This window comes from Vibrio scophthalmi LMG 19158 (assembly GCF_000222585.1).
Classification (GTDB): Bacteria; Pseudomonadota; Gammaproteobacteria; order Enterobacterales; family Vibrionaceae; genus Vibrio; species Vibrio scophthalmi.
Map to the genome: position 1 here is coordinate 122,303 of NZ_AFWE01000040.1, position 19,333 is coordinate 141,635.

Consider the following 19,333-nt stretch of genomic DNA (forward strand, 5'->3'; position numbering starts at 1 on the left):
CTCTAGGCAATCGTATGAGCTTCATCTGGGAATGCGGCACTGGCTACATCATCGATGTATTTAGTTACGGCTTTGCGCATATCGCCAGTTTCAGCTAGGAAGTTTTTCGAGAATTTAGGCATGTAGTTCGCTGCAATGCCGAACATGTCATGCATCACAAGGATCTGACCATCTGTCACGTTGCCTGCACCAATACCAATCACAGGAACATCGAGCACTTCGGTAATGCGTGCTGCTAGTTCTTGCGGTACACATTCAAGCAACACAATTTGTGCGCCTGCTTCTTGCAGAGCAAGAGCGTCACGTACCATACGGTCAGCTTTTTCTTGCTCACGACCTTGAACTTTGAAACCACCGAAAATGTTGACTGATTGAGGGGTTAAACCTAGGTGAGCACACACAGGTACAGCGCGCTCAGTCAGCATTTTTACGGTATCAACTAACCAATCACCACCTTCAAGCTTGACCATGTTGGCACCAGCACGCATCAGCTGGCCTGCGCTTTCACAAGCTTGCTCAGGCGTTGCGTAACTCATGAATGGCATATCAGCCATAAGTAAGCAATTTGGGCTGCCAGCACGCACACAGCGCGTGTGGTAAGCAATATCTTCTACCGTGACAGGTAATGTGCTTGATTGGCCTTGTAGCACCATACCGAGCGAATCACCGACCAGCAGGACAGGCATTTCTTGTTGCTCGAATAGTTGAGCAAAGCTTGCGTCATACGCTGTAGAAGAGGCAAATTTACGACCTTCTTGTTTCCACTTAATAAGATCGTTGATGGTAATTTTTTTCATTAATTATCCTTAATAGGAGCTGGCTATGAGTGCCAAATTCTGAGTCCATTGCGGTCAACTTTTTGTAGCAGTTGTGCAAGCTCAGTCCCGTCAGGGAGCGTTAAATTAGGGGCGATTTCAGCAAGCGGATAGAGCACAAACTCTCTATCACGCATTCCATAATGTGGAACGGTTAATCGCTCGGAATCGATTTCCTCATTGCCATAAAGAATAATGTCGAGATCTAAGGTTCTTGGTCCCCAGCGCTCTTCTTTACGGACACGCCCTTGTTCTTGTTCAATTGCTTGGGTGCAATCGAGCAGTTCAATTGGCGTTAATTCGGTTTGAATAGCCACGACCGCATTGATGTAATCAGGTTGATTTTGTGGCCCCATTGGCGTGCTACTATAGAGCATTGAGGCCTGAACAAACTCTGATCTAGGCAGCTGTTTTAGCGCCTCAATCGCGACATTCGCTTGTGCAACAGGATCAGCCATATTACTGCCGACAGCAATATAGGCGGTGATCATGATGCGTTGCTGCTTTTACGCGTATTACGTCGATTGCGGTTGTTGCTCTTACGGCGACGTTGGCCGCTTTTCGCCGCTGGCTCGCTGTCTAATTCTGCGGCCATTTCTTGGCGAATATTACGACCGGCATTTTGGAAAGTGTTCCACCATTTTGCCAGTTTTTCGGTTTCGCCACCTTCGATTTCAGCGCGCATTTCTAAGAAATCGTAACCTGCACGGAACTTGTTGAGCTCCATTAAACGGAAAGCGCGTTTACCGTTGCGACGAGGCAAGCGTAATTGCAGTTGCCAAATTTCGCGAATGGTTGCGGTATGACGGCGAGGAATCGCGATGGTGCGCACTTGCTCATCAAGGATGATGTTACTTGCTTCCATCATGGCATCGTAATCACACAGTTTACGAGTTTCCATTAGCTCTTTTGCTTTCGCTTGCAGTGGGTACCACAGCATGGCCGCAAACATAAATGCAGGGTTAATGCGTTTACCTTCTTCAACTCGTTGGTCGGTTGAATCTAAAACGAGATCAAGCATCTGTTCCGCTGGTGAATCGTACTCTTCAGTGAAGAATTCCGATACCGTTGGGAATAGCGGTTGGAAGAGGTTGTATTCACGCATTAAATGGTACGTCTCAAGGCCGTAGCCAGTTTGTAGCATTTTAAGCGACTCTTCGTACAAACGCGCTGAAGGGATCTCTTTTAACAGGTGCGCTAACTCTTCGATTGGCGCTGCGGTATCTTCTTCGATATCAAAATCAAGTTTTACGGCAAAGCGGATCGCGCGCAACATACGTACCGGATCTTCACGGTAACGCGTTTCTGGATCACCGATTAGTCGGACCAGTTTGTCTTCGAGGTCTTCATTGCCGCGAGCGTAATCGTGAATGGCAAAGTTACCAATGTTGTAATACATCGCATTGATGGTGAAATCACGGCGCTCTGCATCTTCATCAATGGTGCCATAGACGTTATCGCGTAGCAGCATGCCTTCTTTTGATTGCATTGCGACATTTTTGCTTGGCTCTTGGTGGTGACCACGGAAAGTCGCGACTTCGATAATATCGCGGCCAAACATAATGTGCGCTAAGCGGAAACGGCGGCCAATTAGGCGGCAGTTTTTAAACAAATGGCGAATCTGCTCTGGCGTCGCATTGGTTGCGATATCAAAATCTTTTGGCGAGTGACCTAATAATAAGTCGCGCACGCCGCCGCCAACAAGAAATGCATCAAAGCCTGCACCATGAAGTCGGTATAGCACCTTCAGTGCATTGTCACTGATTTGCTTGCGCGAAATATTGTGCTCTTCTCGAGTAATAATATTTAGAGCGAGCTCCGGAAAGCTAGTTAGCTCGCTTGGTGTATAGTCGTTTTTATTCATGTGCTTTTGACAAAATCGGTCATTAAACCGCTTCTGTTTCCATTAAATTCTGGCGCCCAAGGGCGAATTTGCGGCTAATAATAGCTTAACAAGGCCGATTTGAGAATCTCGGCGTGATCTCTGTTGTATTAGGTAGCTGCTTAGTATGCCAATTTTGTACGCCCCAATGGATGATTTCTGCTAAGGAAGCGTTTGCTAAATCTTTTTCTAAATCAAAGCCTAAAAAGTGCATTGCTTCTAATAATGCGGGCTTAGGATTGAGATTGTCTACCGCAGGAGCATGATTTTGTTTTGATAATTTTTGACCATTCTCACCCAATGCTAAAGGCAGGTGAAGATAGCTAACAGGGGTTTTGCCTAACATTTTATAGAGACTGATTTGACGTCCAGTCGGTTCAATCAAGTCTGCCCCTCGCACCACTTGAGTGATCCCTTGGTCAATATCATCCAATACTACCGCAAGGTTGTAAGCAAATAAGCCATCACGACGCTTTATAATAAAATCTTCATCAGCCAGAGTGGTCGGAATCGTCAGCAGACCATGCTTTTGGTCGACGAAATCGTACACAGGTTTTGTCATGCGTAGGCGAATCGCACAAGGTGTTGTGGCAGAGAGTTTCAGATCGCGGCAGGTGCCTAAGTAAAACCCACCTGCTTGTTTGATCTCTTTTCGACTGCATTGGCAATAGTAAGCCTGACCACTCGCGAGCCATTGCTCGATTTGATCTTGGTAGAGCTGATGACGTTGGCTTTGGTAAACCACTTCACCATCCCAATGCAGTTGATAAGCCTCTAACGTGCGCAAAATGAGATCTGACGCGCCCACCATTTCTCTGGGTGGGTCAATATCTTCAATTCTGACTAACCACTGGCCTTGATGGGCTTTGGCTTGAAAATAACTGCCCAGAGCGGCCACTAAAGAGCCAAAGTGAAGCGGGCCAGAAGGGGAGGGAGCGAAGCGACCGATGTAACTCATAATGAAACCGAACAAAGAAGTGAAGAAACCAAAAAGGGAGCATATCTGCTCCCTTTTCACTTAATGGCTGGCAAGATTAACCTTGCATCTGCTTTTCTTTCATCTCTGCAAGTGTTTTACAGTCGATACAAAGATCTGCAGTTGGACGAGCTTCTAAACGACGCACGCCAATTTCAACGCCACAAGATTCACAGAAACCAAAATCGTCTTCTTCGATTTTAGTTAATGTTTTTTCGATTTTCTTGATCAAGCGACGCTCACGATCACGGTTGCGTAGCTCTAGGCTAAACTCTTCTTCTTGCGAAGCACGGTCAACTGGATCTGGGAAGTTCGCCGCTTCATCCTGCATGTGGTGAACAGTACGATCAACTTCCTGTCTTAGCTGGTTGCGCCAAGCTTGTAAAATTTGGTTAAAGTGAGCCATTTGCTCAGGTGACATGTACTCTTCACCTGGCTTTTCTTGATAAGGTTCAACGCCTGCAATGGCTAGGATGCCTATCGCTTTTTTCTTTAATTCTGACATGCAGTATCTCCTAACACCTAGTCAACTGCTTGAGCAGTTAATTTAAGGCGGGTATCTATAGCAAAAAGAACTTTAGGAGGCAAACACTGTTGCGTAAAGTTATTGTCATTGTGAAGACGGCATCATTTTTTAGCAGTGATAGTTAAATTCCACAGCGTTAATGAGCTTTATCTCACTTTCTGAAAGCTGCGCCTTATAGCACAACACTTCCACTCCTTGTTCGATCGCAATTTTGAGTAATTGTGAATAGTTGGCGTCTATATGGTGTGCGGGAGATACTTTTTCAATCCCCGAATGTAAAACAATAAATAAAAGTACAGATCGCTTCCCATTTTTCGCCATTTCCGCCAGTTCACGCAGGTGTTTCTGCCCTCGAGTCGTCACTGCGTCGGGAAAAAATCCTTGTCCTTGGCTCTCTTCTGCCAATAGTGTCACGCTTTTCACTTCTATATAGCATGTTGCTTTTTGCGGATCACTGAGCAAGATATCAATCCGGCTATTTTCTTGACCATATTTCACTTCAGTTTGAAGTTGCTCGTAATCGAGTAACTCGGTGATGACACCTTGTTGAATTCCTTCTACGGCTAACTGATTCGCACGTGCCGTATTAATACAGATACGGTGACCAGTGGCAGTTTGGCTCAACTCCCAGCTATTGGGGTATTTTCGTTTTGGGTTGTCTGAGGTCGAAAACCAGACTTTGTCACCGGGTGTCGCACACCCCGTCATGGCTCCGGTATTGGCGCAATGAATGGTGCGTTCACTGCCGTCATCAAACTGAATGTCGGCTAAGAAGCGTTTATAACGCTTTAATAGCGTAGCGGACTCTAGTGGAGGGAGGAACTTCATTTTGGTCTGGTTACGTTTCTTCTATACAATGTGGCTTCCATTACATCATAAGGCCTATCCATTGTCACAACTGCCGATTGAAGGCGTGATGCCAGAGCTTCTCTCTGGTGTTCGCGATTGCAACCAACTCATCCTTAAAGCCGCCCCCGGTGCAGGTAAGTCGACTTTTTTCCCTTTACAGCTACTGCAACAGCAAGCGGTGAGCGGGAAAATTATCATGCTCGAACCTCGTCGTTTAGCCGCGCGTAATATCGCTCGCTATCTGGCACAACAACTCGGTGAAACGGTAGGGCAGCGTGTCGGGTACCGTGTTCGTGGTGAGAATAAGGTGAGTCAAGCGACGCAGTTGGAGATTGTGACGGAAGGGATCATGACGCGGATGATTCAAAGTGATCCTGAACTCAATGGTGTCGATTTAATTATTTTTGATGAATTTCATGAGCGTAGTATCCATGCTGATATGGGCTTGGCACTGTGTTTAGAAATCCAAGAGGCGCTGCGTGATGACCTTAAATTGGTGGTAATGTCAGCAACTCTCGACCAACAAGCGTTAGCGCGTTTAATGCCACAATCTCGTTATGTGCAATCGCAAGGCCGTAGCTATCCTGTTGAATTTCGTTACGCGCCACTTAAAGCGAATGAACGCTTTGTTGATGTAATAGCAAGAAACATCCATAGCCTGATGAATAGCGAATCGGGCTCCCTGCTGGCTTTTCTTCCTGGGGTTAGTGCAATTCAGCAATTACAGCAGCAGTTGCAGCCATCCAGTTTGTTGCCAAGTGATGTTGATATTTGCCCTTTATATGGTCAATTGAGCGTTGAACAGCAGCAAGCGGCAATTCATCCAGCACCTACGGGACGGCGTAAAGTGGTGCTAGCGACCAATATTGCTGAAACATCACTGACGATTGAAGGCATTCGCATGGTGGTCGATTCTGGTTTAGAGCGCATCGCCAAATATGACTTAAAAACCGGTATTACTAAGCTTGAGCAAGTGCGTATTGCCCAGTCGTCAGCTGAACAGCGCGCAGGCCGTGCAGGCCGTACAGAGGCGGGCATCTGTTTACGTTTGTACAGCGAAGGACAATTAGCGCAGCAACCTGCTGTACCTGCGGCTGAGATCCTGCATAGTGACCTTTCTTCATTAGCGATGGAACTGGCGCAATGGGGTTGCCTTGATGCGGGTGAGTTGAATTGGTTGGATCTGCCGCCTAATAGCGCAATGGCACAAGCGCGTAGTTTACTCTCTTCGCTTGGTTTAGTGGATGACAAACACCAATTAACGCCAATGGGGCAAAGTGCGCAAAAGCTGGGTTTAGAACCGCGTATCGCGGCGATGTTGGTGCAGGCGACGCAATTGGATCATGGTAGACCAAACCATTGGCCAACGACCGCTTTAGCGGTTGCGGCATTGCTCGAAGAGCCAGAACGCAATGTTGTGGATTTCGCTCACTCAGTGCTGCGTTTTAAAGCGCGCAAACACACCAAGCAACGTATCGTTGAAGCGCGAGCGCAGAGTCTTGCGCGCAAGTTAGGGCTGAGTTTTTCTCTTGCTGCTGTTGATGAAATGCAAGTCGCGCTGGTGCTAGCGTTGGCGTTTCCTGATCGCGTGGCACAAAGCCGCAGTAAACAAGGTGGTCGTTATCTCTTGGCGAATGGCCACGGCGCACAATTGCGTGACGATGAACCACTTGCGGCGAGTGATTACCTGATTGCGATTGATTTGATGCGCAGCCACGGCGATGCGGCAATGATTTATTCCGCGATCGATCTTGATCTCCATGCGTTGCAAAATGCCTTGCCAGAAAAATTTATCCAGCAACAAATTGCGGATTGGGATGATAAGCGCGGCAAATTAGTGGCTGAAGAACGTACTCAATGGGGCGATTTAATTGTTGATAGCCGCGAAATGGCGCAACCATCCGCGGACAAAATGAGTGAGGCGCTGCTCAATTATGTCCGCCGCCAAGGGTTACAATGCTTAAACTGGACGGACTCGGCGAGTGATCTATTAGCAAGGCTGCGTTGTGGTTGTGAATGGTTACCTGAGCAAGCATGGCCAGCATTAAGTGATGACGCATTGCTCAATGACCTTGAGCTGTGGTTGTCCCCGTATTTGGTTGGTGTGCGCTCTGCTAAAGCGCTGAGCCAAGTTAATCTTAATGAAGCTTTATTGGCCTATTTAGGTTGGCCACTCAACCAAGAAATCGAGCAATGGTTGCCGATCGACTATGTCTTGCCGACTGGCAGTAAAAAGAAGATCCGTTATCAGGTCGGCCATGAGCCAATTTTGTCTGTTAGGATGCAAGAAGTATTTGGTGAACAAAGTTCGCCAACGGTGGCGCAAGGACGCAAAACAGTGGTGTTAGAACTTCTTTCTCCGGCACAACGGCCATTACAATTGACCAGTAATCTTGCAAGTTTTTGGTCAGGAGCGTACCAAGAAGTTAAAAAAGAGATGAAAGGTCGTTATCCTAAGCACGTTTGGCCTGACGACCCTGCTAATCACGTCGCTACGACCAAAACCAAACGACACTTTAATCAGTAGCCTATTCGATGAATATGACCAATAAACATGACCGATAAAAATAAAACGCCGCGCAAACCGGCAGCGAAATCCGCAGCGAAATCCGCAGCGAAACCAAAGGCGAAGCGTGCCAAAGCCGCACCCAAGAAGAAAAAGGCAGCAACCAATAAAACGTGGTTAAAAATCTTATGGGGTATGACATGGAAGCTCGCATTGGTTGGCTTTGCCATTTTGTTTTTTGTCGGTATTTATCTCGATAGCTTAGTTAAGCAGAAATTCGAAGGGCAGCTGTTTGAACTACCAACGGTGGTTTATGCGCGTATTTTGAATTTAGCGCCTGGTGATCAAATCAGTTTAAAAGAAGTGCGCAATGAGCTGGATGTATTGAACTACCGTAAGGTCAGCCAGCCTAAGTATCCAGGCGAATACTCCTCTTCTTCGACTAAGATTGAGTTGATGCGCCGCCCATTTGAATTTACCGATGGGCCAGAGCCTGATCGTCATGTGATGCTGCATTTCGATGCTTCAGGTTTAACGCGCATTCAATCGTTGGAAAAACCGGGTGATCTTGGTTATTTGCGTATCGAGCCGAAGATGCTGGGTATGCTAGAAAAAAATCGAGATGAACAACGTTTATTCCTACGTCGTGAGCAATTTCCAGAAGTGATGGTCGATGCGCTATTGGTGACCGAAGATCGCGACTTCTATCAACATGATGGTGTTTCACCGTTGGCGATTGCCCGTGCTTTGGTGGCGAACATAAAAGCGGGTCGCACGGTACAAGGGGGCAGTACCCTAACTCAACAGTTGGCTAAAAACCTATTTTTAACCAGTGATCGCACCTTGTGGCGTAAGATCCGCGAAGCGTATATCGCGGTGATCTTAGATTATCGTTATGACAAAGATCGTATCCTTGAAGCGTACCTTAATGAAGTGTATCTCGGTCAAAGTGGCGGTGAAGCCATTCACGGTTTTGGTTTGGCTGCGCGTCTTTACTTTGGTCAGCCAATCCAAGAGTTACGCATTGATCAGCTAGCACTTTTGGTCGGCATGGTTAAAGGACCGTCTTACTACAACCCAGTGCGCTTTCCTGAGCGAGCGAAAACCCGCCGTGACTTGGTGCTGCGCTTGATGATGCAACAAGGTTACCTGACGGCGAGTGAATTTGATCATGCCGCCAGTCGTCCGTTGGATATTCAAGACAATGTGCGCATTGCTAGTCGCCAACCGGCTTATTTTCAGCAACTGCAAATTGAGCTAGAAGAGAAAGTGGGTGCAGCGTTTGAAGCCGATAAGGGCTTGAAAGTGTTTACCTCACTTGATCCGGTTTCCCAGCATGAACTCGAAACTGCGATTAAAACCAAGATCCCACAACTTGCTAAAGTGGCGGGTAAAGATCTGGAAGGTGCGGCAATTGCCGTTGACCGTCATAGTGGCGAGATACGTGCAATGGTGGGAGGAAAGCGCACCGGTTATGATGGCTTTAACCGTGCACTCAACGCCAGCCGTCAAATTGGTTCACTGGCGAAACCTGCCGTTTATCTAACCGCGTTACAGCAACCGGAGAAATACAGCCTAGCCAGCACGCTAAATGATAAACCGCTGAGCTTAAAAGGCTCGAAAGGCAAGGTGTGGTCGCCACGTAACTACGATCGTAAATTCCGTGGTGATGTGCCGTTGTATATTGCATTAGCAAAATCACTGAATGTTCCTACGGTGCAGTTAGGTATGCAATTGGGCATTCCGAACGTGGTGGATACGTTTGAAAAATTGGGCATTAATCGCGATGAGATTCGCCCGGTACCATCGATGTTTTTGGGTTCCTTTACTCTTACACCATTTCAAGTGGCGCAGATGTATCAAACGCTGACCAATTCAGGCAAACAAGCCAAGCTTTCCGCCTTGCGCTCTGTGGTCGATATGGACGGAGATGTATTGTATCAATCCCTGCCAATTGCTAAGCAAACCGTAGATCAAAATGCCGCTTGGTTGACGACTTATGCTATGAAGCGTGGTGTGGCTGAAGGAACGGGGCGTTTTCTCAATACTCAGTTTGCTTGGGCGGCACTGGCAGGAAAAACCGGTACCAGTAATGACACCAAAGACAGTTGGTTTGTCGGCGTTGATGGCCGCGAGGTGACCACCATTTGGCTCGGCCGTGATGATAACAAATCGACCAAACTCACTGGTTCAAGTGGCGCGTTACGCGTTTATGCGGAGTATTTGCAACATCGTATTCCGACGCAGTTAACCTTACCGTGGCCAAAAGATATCTCAACCGTCGGTTTTGCGAAAACCAGCCGTGGGGATTTGCAGCTTGATTGTGAGAATGCCTTCAAATTACCAGTTTGGGATAACAAAGGTCAGTGGAAAAAAGAGTGCAGTAATCAACCCGCACAATGGCTGAAAAATATTTTCAGCTGGTAACGATTTGCTTATATTGTTCAGTGAGCCGTCTTTAAGCGGCAAGCTGAACGATCAGCCGTTCGATGAGAAAGGGACATCATTTGTGAAAACGTTTCGCCTATTATTGGTCATGCTACCTTGGATGATCGCATCTTCAGCGATTGCCGCGGAGCAAGAAGAAAGTACTCCTCGCACGAAAGTCGCCGTCGTACTCGCTGGTGGTGGAGCAAAAGGTGCCGCGCACATTGGGGTGTTAAAGGCGCTCGAAGAAATGCGTGTACCTGTCGATATGGTGACCGGTACCAGTATGGGGGCATTTGTCGGTGGCTTGTATGCAACGGGCATGAGCGCCGATGAAATCGAAAGCTTTCTTACCACGATAGATTGGAATAATGGCTATCGCGATAGAGTTGATCGCAGTCAGCGTCGGGTTCGTGATAAAGAGTATGAAGACCGCTATCAACTGACCACCGATATTGGTTTTGGCTGGGGTGAGTTAAAAGGCACTCGCGGCGTGGTGCAAGGGCAAGGGATGCTGCGTATCTTACGTGAAACCACCGGTAACCTACCGAAATTTAAATCATTTAATGAGCTAGCTATTCCTTACCGTTCGGTCGCAACCGACATTATCGAACTTGAACCTGTGGTCATTGATCAGGGCTATTTGGTTGATGCGATGATGGCGAGCATGTCAGTACCTGGCGCATTGCCACCGTATCGTCTTGACGATCACCTGCTGGTGGATGGTGGCGTGACTAATAACATGCCGGTTGATGTCGCTCGTGATCTCGGCGCCGACGTGGTGATTGCGGTCGATATCAGCACCGATTACAAGCAGGAAGAAGACTTTACCGATCTATTTACCGTCGCCGATCAACTCTCCAATTATTTGGTACGCAGTAGCACCTCTCGTCAAGCCGCTACCCTTCATGATTCGGATTTGTTGTTGCAACCGAATGTCGGTGATATGGAAACTACCGAATTTGAACGCATGCCAGAGGCGTATCAAGAAGGTTATCAAATCACCATGGCGCAGCGAGATAAATTGTCTGCTTTGGCGCTGACCGCGGCGGAATACCAAGCCTATATCGACCACAAACAGGCGGTACGTAAACAACTGCGCTATGGTGATGAAATTGAAATCAGTGATGTGGTGATCAACAACCATACCCACTACAGTGACGAACTGCTGGAAAATCGTTTAGATATCGATTCTGGCCGCCAAGTCACCACGCATGAGCTTGAGCAAAGCGTGCAGGATTTATACGCGCTTGATCGTTTTGAATTGATTAGTTATCGCTATGATCAAATTGATCAACAAGATGTGCTGGTGGTCGATGTAAACGAGAAGTCATGGGGCCCGAACTACATGAACTTCCGTTTTTTCCTTGAGGATGATTTCTCAACCGATAGCCAATATTCGATTGGTATTTCGACCAACTTTACCGATATTAACCAAAATGGTGCTGAACTGCGTACTAACTTGGAGATGGGGACTGATAAGACCATCGAGGCAGAGCTTTACAGCCCCTTCTTCTCTCAGCAAAAAGTGTTTACAACCTTAGGTCTTCGTTACAACAAACAAAAGCGCAATGCGCCATTAAGTGGTTTTGATGATACCAGTTTAGAATCAACGCAAGATTTCCTACCGGTCACTTACACCGAGTGGGTTGGCGAACTGGCATTAGGTTACCAAGAAACGTTGTGGCGTGAGTTTAAAATCGGCTTGCGATACACGGATGGTGATGGTGCCTTTGCGTCATTGCCTTCGATTGGCGATGTCCAATTTCAGCGGACGGGTGTGTTTGCCAACTACCGTATTGATACGTTAGATAACTTTAGCTTGCCGACTCGAGGTGTCTATTTCGATATCAATTACCTTATTTCCCACGACGAAGGCCAAGGAAATGTCTCTTTCGCGGCGGAAGAAAAAGATACCTCCTATGAATTTGGCGCCCAATTGATCGCGGCGACCAGTTTTTCTCGCCATACTTTGGTCGCAAATCTCGATACTGGCTTTGTAGAGAGTAAAAACTCGGCGGTTCCGGTTGATCCTAAAGAGATTGGCGGCTTCTTAAATCTTTCGGGTATTCCCCGCAACAGCCTCATTGGCCAAAACAAAGTCTTTAGCAGTTTGGTCTATCGCTATCGTTGGTTTGATAATGATTTCGGTTTATTTACCGCGCCATTTTATCTAGGGGCATCAGTGGAATACGGCGGAGTGTGGTCCGATCCTGATATTGGTATTGAAGATGCGCCACTATACAAAGCAGGGTCTATTTTTGCTGGTATTGACTCTCCTATTGGACCAATAATGCTGGCGTATGGTCGCACAGAACACAATTTCGATTCGGTTTATTTAATAATAGGAACGTCTTTTAAATAGCTGAGTTAAGATAAACATCACTCTGTTTTCAGAGTGATGATGCGGGACGGTTGGATGATTATTCATAGAACTTTAGTCTTAAGTTGCTATGTTGGTCAAAATGGCAAGATTTTAATTTAACGTTAAATTTGCTATCATGCCGCCCACAGTTTGGCCTCTCTGGCACTGTTTATCAGTCTAAAAAGAATGACAAATATGGCAATGGAGAGCCAAGTTTCCAAGGATGTTCACTCCCCACCGAAAATAGGCGGAGGAACCGCAATGAGAGGAAAAAGTCGTGCTTGAAGCCTACCGTAAACACGTCGAAGAGCGTGCTGCTGAAGGAGTTGTACCAAAACCTTTAGACGCAGAACAAGTTGCTGGACTCATCGAACTTGTTAAAAATCCCCCACAAGGTGAAGAAGCCTTCATTCTTGATCTGCTTGAGAACCGCATTCCACCAGGTGTTGATGAAGCGGCTTATGTAAAAGCCGGATTCTTAACCGCTGTAGCAAAAGGCGAAGTGGTATCTCCACTGGTGAGCCGTGAGAAAGCCGCGCAACTGCTAGGTACCATGCAAGGTGGTTACAACATCGAGTCATTGATTGAGTTGCTGGATGATGCTGAGTTGGCACCGATTGCGGTCACCGCGTTATCGCATACTCTATTGATGTTTGATTCATTCTACGATGTGGAAGAAAAAGCCAAAGCGGGCAACGCGCACGCACAGCAAGTGCTGCAATCTTGGGCGGATGCTGAATGGTTTACGTCGAAAAATAAAGTCGCAGAAAAAATCACAGTTAAAGTATTTAAAGTCACTGGTGAAACCAATACCGATGACTTGTCTCCAGCACCAGATGCATGGTCGCGTCCTGATATTCCTGTTCATGCTAAAGCGATGCTTAAGATGGAGCGTGAAGGCATCAATCCAGATGATGCGGGTAACGTAGGTCCAATTACTCAAATTGAAGAATTGCAAAAAGATGGCATTCCACTGGCTTATGTCGGGGATGTTGTTGGTACGGGTTCTTCACGTAAATCAGCCACCAACTCTGTACTTTGGTTTATGGGCGACGATATCCCTTATGTACCAAACAAACGTACTGGTGGTATCTGTTTAGGCGGAAAAATTGCCCCTATCTTCTACAACACCATGGAAGATTCAGGCGCTTTGCCAATTGAATTGAATGTACAAGATATGAATATGGGCGATGTTATCGACATCTACCCATATGAAGGTGTGGTTTGCAAAAACGGCGCTGAGATTTCAAGTTTCAAACTGAGCAGTGTATTGCTTGATGAAGTCCGTGCGGGTGGTCGTATTCCTCTGATCATTGGTCGTGGTTTAACCAGCCGTGCTCGCGCTTCTCTTGGTCTAGAAGAGACCGAACTGTTTGCGAAACCGATTGATCCTAATGCTTCTGATAAAGGCTATACGCTGGCACAGAAAATGGTCGGTAAAGCGTGTGGTGTCGAAGGTGTTCGTGCTGGTCAATACTGTGAGCCGAAGATGACGACAGTTGGTTCGCAAGATACCACCGGCCCAATGACGCGTGATGAATTGAAAGACTTGGCGTGTCTTGGCTTCTCGGCTGACTTGGTGATGCAGTCTTTCTGTCACACCTCGGCTTACCCGAAACCAGTTGATGTGAATACGCACCATACGCTGCCTGATTTCATTATGAACCGCGGCGGTGTATCACTGCGTCCGGGTGATGGTGTTATCCACTCGTGGTTAAACCGTATGTTATTGCCTGATACTGTTGGTACTGGCGGTGATTCACATACGCGCTTCCCATTGGGTATTTCATTCCCAGCAGGTTCTGGCTTAGTCGCCTTTGCTGCGGCAACGGGTGTGATGCCACTGGATATGCCAGAGTCAATTTTGGTGCGCTTTAAAGGTGAAATGAAGCCAGGCATCACGCTACGTGATTTGGTACATGCCATCCCTTACTACGGTATTCAGCAAGGTCTTTTGACGGTAGAAAAAGCCGGTAAGATCAACGAATTTTCAGGCCGTGTACTGGAAATTGAAGGGGTTGAGCATCTTAGCGTGGAGCAAGCATTCGAACTGTCTGATGCTTCAGCAGAGCGTTCTGCTGCGGGCTGTACCGTGAAGCTTTCTCAAGCGTCGATTGAAGAATACCTAAACTCGAATATCACCATGTTGAAGTGGATGATTGCAGAAGGCTATGGCGATCGTCGTACTATCGAGCGTCGTATTACGGCAATGCAAGAGTGGCTAGCAAACCCTGAGTTGATGGAAGCGGATGCGGATGCAGAATACGCACACGTGATTGAAATTGATTTGGCTGAGATTGATCAACCTATTCTTTGTGCGCCAAACGATCCTGATGATGCTCGTCTGTTATCGGATGTACAAGGTACACAGATCGATGAAGTCTTTATTGGTTCTTGTATGACCAACATCGGTCACTTCCGCGCAGCAGGTAAACTGCTTGAGAAGTTTAATGGTCAGCTCGATACGCGTTTGTGGGTTGCTCCACCAACGAAGATGGATAAGGATCAGCTAACCGAAGAAGGTTACTACGGCATCTTTGGCCGTGCTGGGGTGCGTATTGAAACTCCGGGCTGTTCACTATGCATGGGTAACCAAGCTCGCGTTGCAGATAAAGCGACAGTGATGTCGACTTCGACGCGTAACTTCCCGAACCGTTTAGGAACTGGCGCGAACGTTTATCTTGCTTCAGCAGAACTGGCTGCAGTTGGTGCAATTCTAGGTAAGATTCCAACGATGGAAGAGTATCTAGAGTACGCTAAGCAAATTGATGCAACGGCTGCGGATACTTACCGTTACTTGAACTTCCATAAAATGGCAGAGTACACCAAGAAAGCGGATGAAGTGATCTTCCAAGAGCCTGCGTAAACGCTGATGCTTTCCCTATCGAACTCGTGTGTTTGATAGAAAATAAAAAACCGCAGATTGAGAGTCTGCGGTTTTTTTATCTCCGTCTTATTTGTCATTGCCGCTGTGTTAGCTTGCTCTCAGCAACATCATCACCATCATCGAATAAAGACGCCCACTATGCTCAGAAGATTGCTTCGTTTGCTGCCTTGCTGCAATACCAACTAATTAGGAGATATTGGTTTAATGTTCATGGTTGTTTCAGAACATATAGAGTGAATCTAGATTTTTAGCGCGAACATTGCTGCGACATTACGTGCCGTTAATTCAATGTTCTCCGCCGCTTCAGCCATCGCGGTTGGTAAATCGACTGAACGGTTCACCACCGCAAATACTGCATCAATACCGTGCTCATGCACGACACCGCAGTCTTGGGTTAAACAGCCTGAAATACCGATCACTGGGACTGAATGTTTTTTCGCTGCGCGCGCGACACCAATTGGTGTTTTACCGTGAATGGTTTGGCTATCAATACGACCTTCTCCAGTAATCACCAAATCGGCATCAGCCACCACATCTGTTAGGTTTACCGCGTCCATCACAATCTCGATGCCCGGGCGAAGTTCTGCGTTAAGCAAGCCCATCAGTGCTGCACCTAAACCACCTGCCGCGCCAGCGCCGGGACGGTTTAGAACATCGTGACCCAATTGCTGTTTGATTACTTCTGCATAATGAGCAAGGTTGCTATCAAGTTGTGCCACCATTTCTGGTGTTGCGCCTTTTTGTGGGCCGAATACTTGCGATGCACCTTTAGGGCCACACAGTGGGTTGTCCACATCACACGCCACTTCTAAACGCACTTGTGCAAGACGAGGATCAAGGCCGCTCATGTCGATGGTGTGTAGTTTTTCCAGCTCGCCACCGCCAAAACCCAGCGATTGGCCTGCTTGATCCAGTAGACGAATGCCCAGAGCTTGCGCCATTCCGAGGCCGCCATCGTTGGTTGCGCTGCCACCAATACCAACGATGATGTGTTCAACACCTTTATCAAGCACCGCTTGGATCAACTCGCCGGTACCAAGGGTTGTGGTCAGCATAGGGTTACGCTTTGCTGGCTCAACCAAATGTAGGCCAGATGCTGCTGCCATTTCGATGATTGCCGTTTTGCCATCACCCATTAAACCGTAGAAAGCGTTGACTTGCTCACCGAGTGGGCCAGTCACTGCGTGTTCGATGATGTCACCACCGGTAGCATCCACCAAGGATTGCACCGTGCCTTCACCACCATCTGCCATTGGTAGTTTGATGTATTCAGCGTTTGGCAGAACTTGTTTAAAGCCGTGTTCAATCGCAATCGCGACGTCCATCGCACTAAGACTTTCTTTGTATGAATCTGGAGCAATAACAATTTTCATAGTAATAACCTTAAACGCCTTAAACAAATAAACCAAACACACCGAACATCATAGTAGAGACAAATGCGATCATTAGACCGACGGCTGACTCATAAGGGATGAGCTTAAGACGCTCGCGAATATCCATGTGTACTGCACCGCCAGTGGCATGGAAGAAGCTACCATGAGGCATGTGGTCAAATACGGTTGCACCAGAGTGAATCATGGCTGCGCCAGCCAGTGCAGGTACGCCAAGTTCTAGAATTGTGCCACTAAATACGCTTGCAGCGACTGCTGTACCTGCTGTAGTAGAAGCGGTTGCTAGTGACATCATGGCACCTGAAATTGGCGCGAGTAGGTAAGAAGGTAAACCAGATGCGGTTAGGAGCTCAATTAATCCGCCTTTTAGGCCAGAGTTCGCAATGATACCGGCCAGAGTACCTGTACCTAGTAGCATTACTGCCACTGGTGCCATACGGCTTAGGCCAGAGACAGCGAAGCGGTTGGTATCATGGAAGCGACCCATTACCACCGCGCCAAGGAAGCCCCCAAGCGGTAGAGCAATCAGAGGATCGATGTTGATGCCTGCGATAGGGCGTAGCGCAAGTAGTGCAATCGCAACCAGTGGGGCAACAATCGCAGCGCCGAAGCTTGGTAGTTTGCTTAGGTCAACGGAGACCACTTCGCTTTCATGCACCATGCTGCCTTTGTTAGTCAGGCGCTTTGCAATCATGTAAGCCACGATTAAACCAAACAAACCTGGGATCACGCCCGCGGCCATTACTGAGGTCAGTGGTACGTTAAACGCGTCTGCTGCTGCGATCGCATTTGGGTTTGGTGACATCACGTTACCGGCTTTACCGCCGCCGACCATTGCCAGCAAAATTGCGGCTTTAGAGATATTGGCACGTTGCGCGATAGCCAGAGCGATAGGAGAAACGGTGATCACCGCAACGTCAACGAATACGCCAACAGCAGTAAGAATAAGAGTCGCTAGAGCAAGAGCAAGTAGGGCACGAGTTTCGCCTACTTTTTTTACAATCGTTTCAGCAATCGAGGTAGCAGCGCCAGATTCAATCAGCACGCCAGCCAGTACACCTGCGGCCAAAATACGCAGCACTGCAGTAACAATGCCTTGTGCGCCGCCAATCATCAGTGAAACGGTATCAGTCAGTGATACACCACCAATGACACCACCAACCAGTGCGCCAATGATCATGCCGTAAGCGGGTGGAACTTTGCGTAGGATAAGCGCGATTGCCACAATCAGTGCAGCTAAGGCGCCTAGGGTAGAGACTTCAACCATGGTTGTTTCCATCTAAGTTGTAAGAGTTATTTTTTGCTGACTATAGAGAGGCGCAGGCTCATCGTCTTTAGAATGGTTAACAAATATTCCAGCGTTTAGGTGGTGATTTTTGTGCAACCGCACAAGTTTGGGGTTAATGACCAAATAATTTCAAGGCAAGATAGAGGTGTAACTTATCATCTAAGTTGTTGATATTTAATGAAGTTATTTCTTCTATTCGTTCTAGTCGATAACGTAGAGTATTACGGTGAATATGCAGTGTTTGGCATGTTTGATAAGCGTCACAGTTCTGGGCAAAAAAAGCTTTAAGTGTCTTTACCAATGCCCCTTTACTGTCCTTTTGCAGTAATAAATCAAACGGTTCTTTGATTTGCTCTACTTTCCAAGACTCTTCAAATAGGCTGCTGAGCAGGACGGGTAAGCGGTGGTTTTGATAGAAAAACACCTCACCGTCTTGATCGTCAATGGCATCCAATGTCAGTTTGGCAGTTTGATAAGACTTACTCAAACCATCAGGACCTGAAAAATAATCGCCCAATGCCATGCGAATTTTAAACTTGCCTAGCTGACGCACTCGTTTTAGTAGCTTGGTGACTCGCTTACGCTCGTTTTCAACCGACCAGCCTGATTTGGTCAGTTCGATAGGCTTTAATACCACCACTTCATTGGTCGATACCGATAGGATTCCGACCAAGTTATCGCGCTCAGGAAACTCCAATAAGTGCACTAATTGCTGCAAGTTTGCCAGTGAAAGAGGTGCATGATCATCGTCCGACATCACTTGAACGACAGCGGCGATGCGCGGTTTGGTTAAATCCAGTTCCAAACGCTCGGCAATCACGCGGATCTGACCGTCATCCAATGGCGCACCTTGTATCAATTGCATCACCAACTCTTCGCGATGGCGCTTATGCCACTCAACTTGTGACATCAGCGCTGCTTGTTCAACGATCAATTCAGCGGTCATTTTGACCAGTTCACCATATTGCTGAACGTTGTCAGGTTCGCCTGAGATACCAATCACCCCAATCACTTTATCTTGATAGATGATCGGGAAGTTGATGCCCGGCTTTACCCCTTTGAGATGCTGAGCGGTAGCAGAGTCAATCGCCACCACGCGCTGTTCTGCGATGGCAAGAATCGAGCCTTCATGACGTTGACGCAGCCGCGTAGGATCGCCAGAGCCAATAATTCGGCCAAACTCGTCCATCACATTGACTGAATAAGGGATGATTTTCATCGAACGCTCAACGATTTGTCGGGCGATGGTTTCGTTTAACTGCATAGAAAAGGCATGGTGTGAGCAAAAAAGGAAAGATACCACTGGCCTAGCAATGGAACAATCTTACTCTCACGCCCAGTTGGAAAGCAGTAAATTAAGATTTACTGTGGGGAGTGTTTTGGCTATGAGAAAGCACCTGCGAGGCAGGTGCTTTGATATG

Annotated in this window: 13 protein-coding genes; 4 read left to right on the forward strand and 9 right to left on the reverse strand. The window is 47.3% G+C overall.

What is annotated here, in order from left to right; all coding sequences use genetic code 11:
- Positions 1-2: 2 nt before the first annotated feature.
- The 6 genes from panB to sfsA form a co-directional block, all read right to left on the reverse strand.
- The gene (gene panB / locus RH88_RS02365; RefSeq protein ID WP_005593198.1) at positions 3-797 is read right to left on the reverse strand and encodes a 3-methyl-2-oxobutanoate hydroxymethyltransferase; all 795 of its coding nucleotides are present in this window, start codon (positions 795-797) and stop codon (positions 3-5) included.
- A gap of 23 nt (positions 798-820) precedes the next feature.
- Positions 821-1,306 (reverse strand): 2-amino-4-hydroxy-6-hydroxymethyldihydropteridine diphosphokinase, encoded by a 486-nt coding sequence (gene folK, locus RH88_RS02370; protein WP_005593199.1) that lies wholly within the window; start codon positions 1,304-1,306, stop codon positions 821-823.
- Complete coding sequence (gene pcnB, locus RH88_RS02375) at positions 1,303-2,679, reverse strand: polynucleotide adenylyltransferase PcnB (protein WP_005593201.1); 1,377 nt, start codon at positions 2,677-2,679, stop codon at positions 1,303-1,305. Before pcnB ends, folK begins: the two co-directional genes overlap by 4 nt.
- 85 nt (positions 2,680-2,764) lie before the next feature.
- Complete coding sequence (gene gluQRS / locus RH88_RS02380) at positions 2,765-3,655, reverse strand: tRNA glutamyl-Q(34) synthetase GluQRS (protein ID WP_005593203.1); 891 nt, start codon at positions 3,653-3,655, stop codon at positions 2,765-2,767.
- 76 nt (positions 3,656-3,731) lie between these two features.
- Positions 3,732-4,178: an RNA polymerase-binding protein DksA gene (dksA, locus tag RH88_RS02385; RefSeq protein WP_005593204.1), complete on the reverse strand. Its 447-nt coding sequence runs from the start codon at positions 4,176-4,178 to the stop codon at positions 3,732-3,734.
- Between the two features lie 129 nt (positions 4,179-4,307).
- Positions 4,308-5,027, reverse strand: coding sequence for a DNA/RNA nuclease SfsA (gene sfsA / locus RH88_RS02390; RefSeq protein ID WP_005593205.1), 720 nt, complete (start codon positions 5,025-5,027; stop codon positions 4,308-4,310).
- A gap of 61 nt (positions 5,028-5,088) precedes the next feature.
- Between sfsA and hrpB the strand changes: the two genes are divergently transcribed.
- The 4 genes from hrpB (at position 5,089) to acnB (ending at position 15,212) form a co-directional block, all read left to right on the forward strand.
- Positions 5,089-7,575, forward strand: coding sequence for an ATP-dependent helicase HrpB (gene hrpB / locus RH88_RS02395; RefSeq protein ID WP_005593206.1), 2,487 nt, complete (start codon positions 5,089-5,091; stop codon positions 7,573-7,575).
- Between the two features lie 27 nt (positions 7,576-7,602).
- On the forward strand, positions 7,603-9,981 hold the full coding sequence (gene mrcB / locus RH88_RS02400) for a penicillin-binding protein 1B (protein ID WP_005593207.1): 2,379 nt from the start codon (positions 7,603-7,605) through the stop codon (positions 9,979-9,981).
- A gap of 82 nt (positions 9,982-10,063) precedes the next feature.
- Complete coding sequence (locus RH88_RS02405) at positions 10,064-12,346, forward strand: patatin-like phospholipase family protein (RefSeq protein ID WP_420895763.1); 2,283 nt, start codon at positions 10,064-10,066, stop codon at positions 12,344-12,346.
- A gap of 277 nt (positions 12,347-12,623) precedes the next feature.
- A complete protein-coding gene (gene acnB, locus RH88_RS02410; RefSeq protein WP_005593209.1) occupies positions 12,624-15,212 on the forward strand; it encodes a bifunctional aconitate hydratase 2/2-methylisocitrate dehydratase in 2,589 nt (862 codons plus the stop codon).
- 260 nt (positions 15,213-15,472) lie between these two features.
- On the opposite strand, the gene RH88_RS02415 is transcribed toward acnB, so the two are convergent.
- From RH88_RS02415 to RH88_RS02425, 3 genes are all read right to left on the reverse strand, one after another.
- Positions 15,473-16,606 carry a glycerate kinase gene (locus RH88_RS02415; RefSeq protein ID WP_005593210.1) on the reverse strand — a complete coding sequence of 378 codons (1,134 nt, stop codon included), beginning with the start codon at positions 16,604-16,606 and terminating at the stop codon, positions 15,473-15,475.
- Between the two features lie 19 nt (positions 16,607-16,625).
- Positions 16,626-17,891 (reverse strand): GntP family permease, encoded by a 1,266-nt coding sequence (locus RH88_RS02420; protein WP_005593211.1) that lies wholly within the window; start codon positions 17,889-17,891, stop codon positions 16,626-16,628.
- Positions 17,892-18,024: 133 nt separating this feature from the next.
- Positions 18,025-19,176: a sugar diacid recognition domain-containing protein gene (locus RH88_RS02425; RefSeq protein WP_005593212.1), complete on the reverse strand. Its 1,152-nt coding sequence runs from the start codon at positions 19,174-19,176 to the stop codon at positions 18,025-18,027.
- Positions 19,177-19,333: the final 157 nt, after the last annotated feature.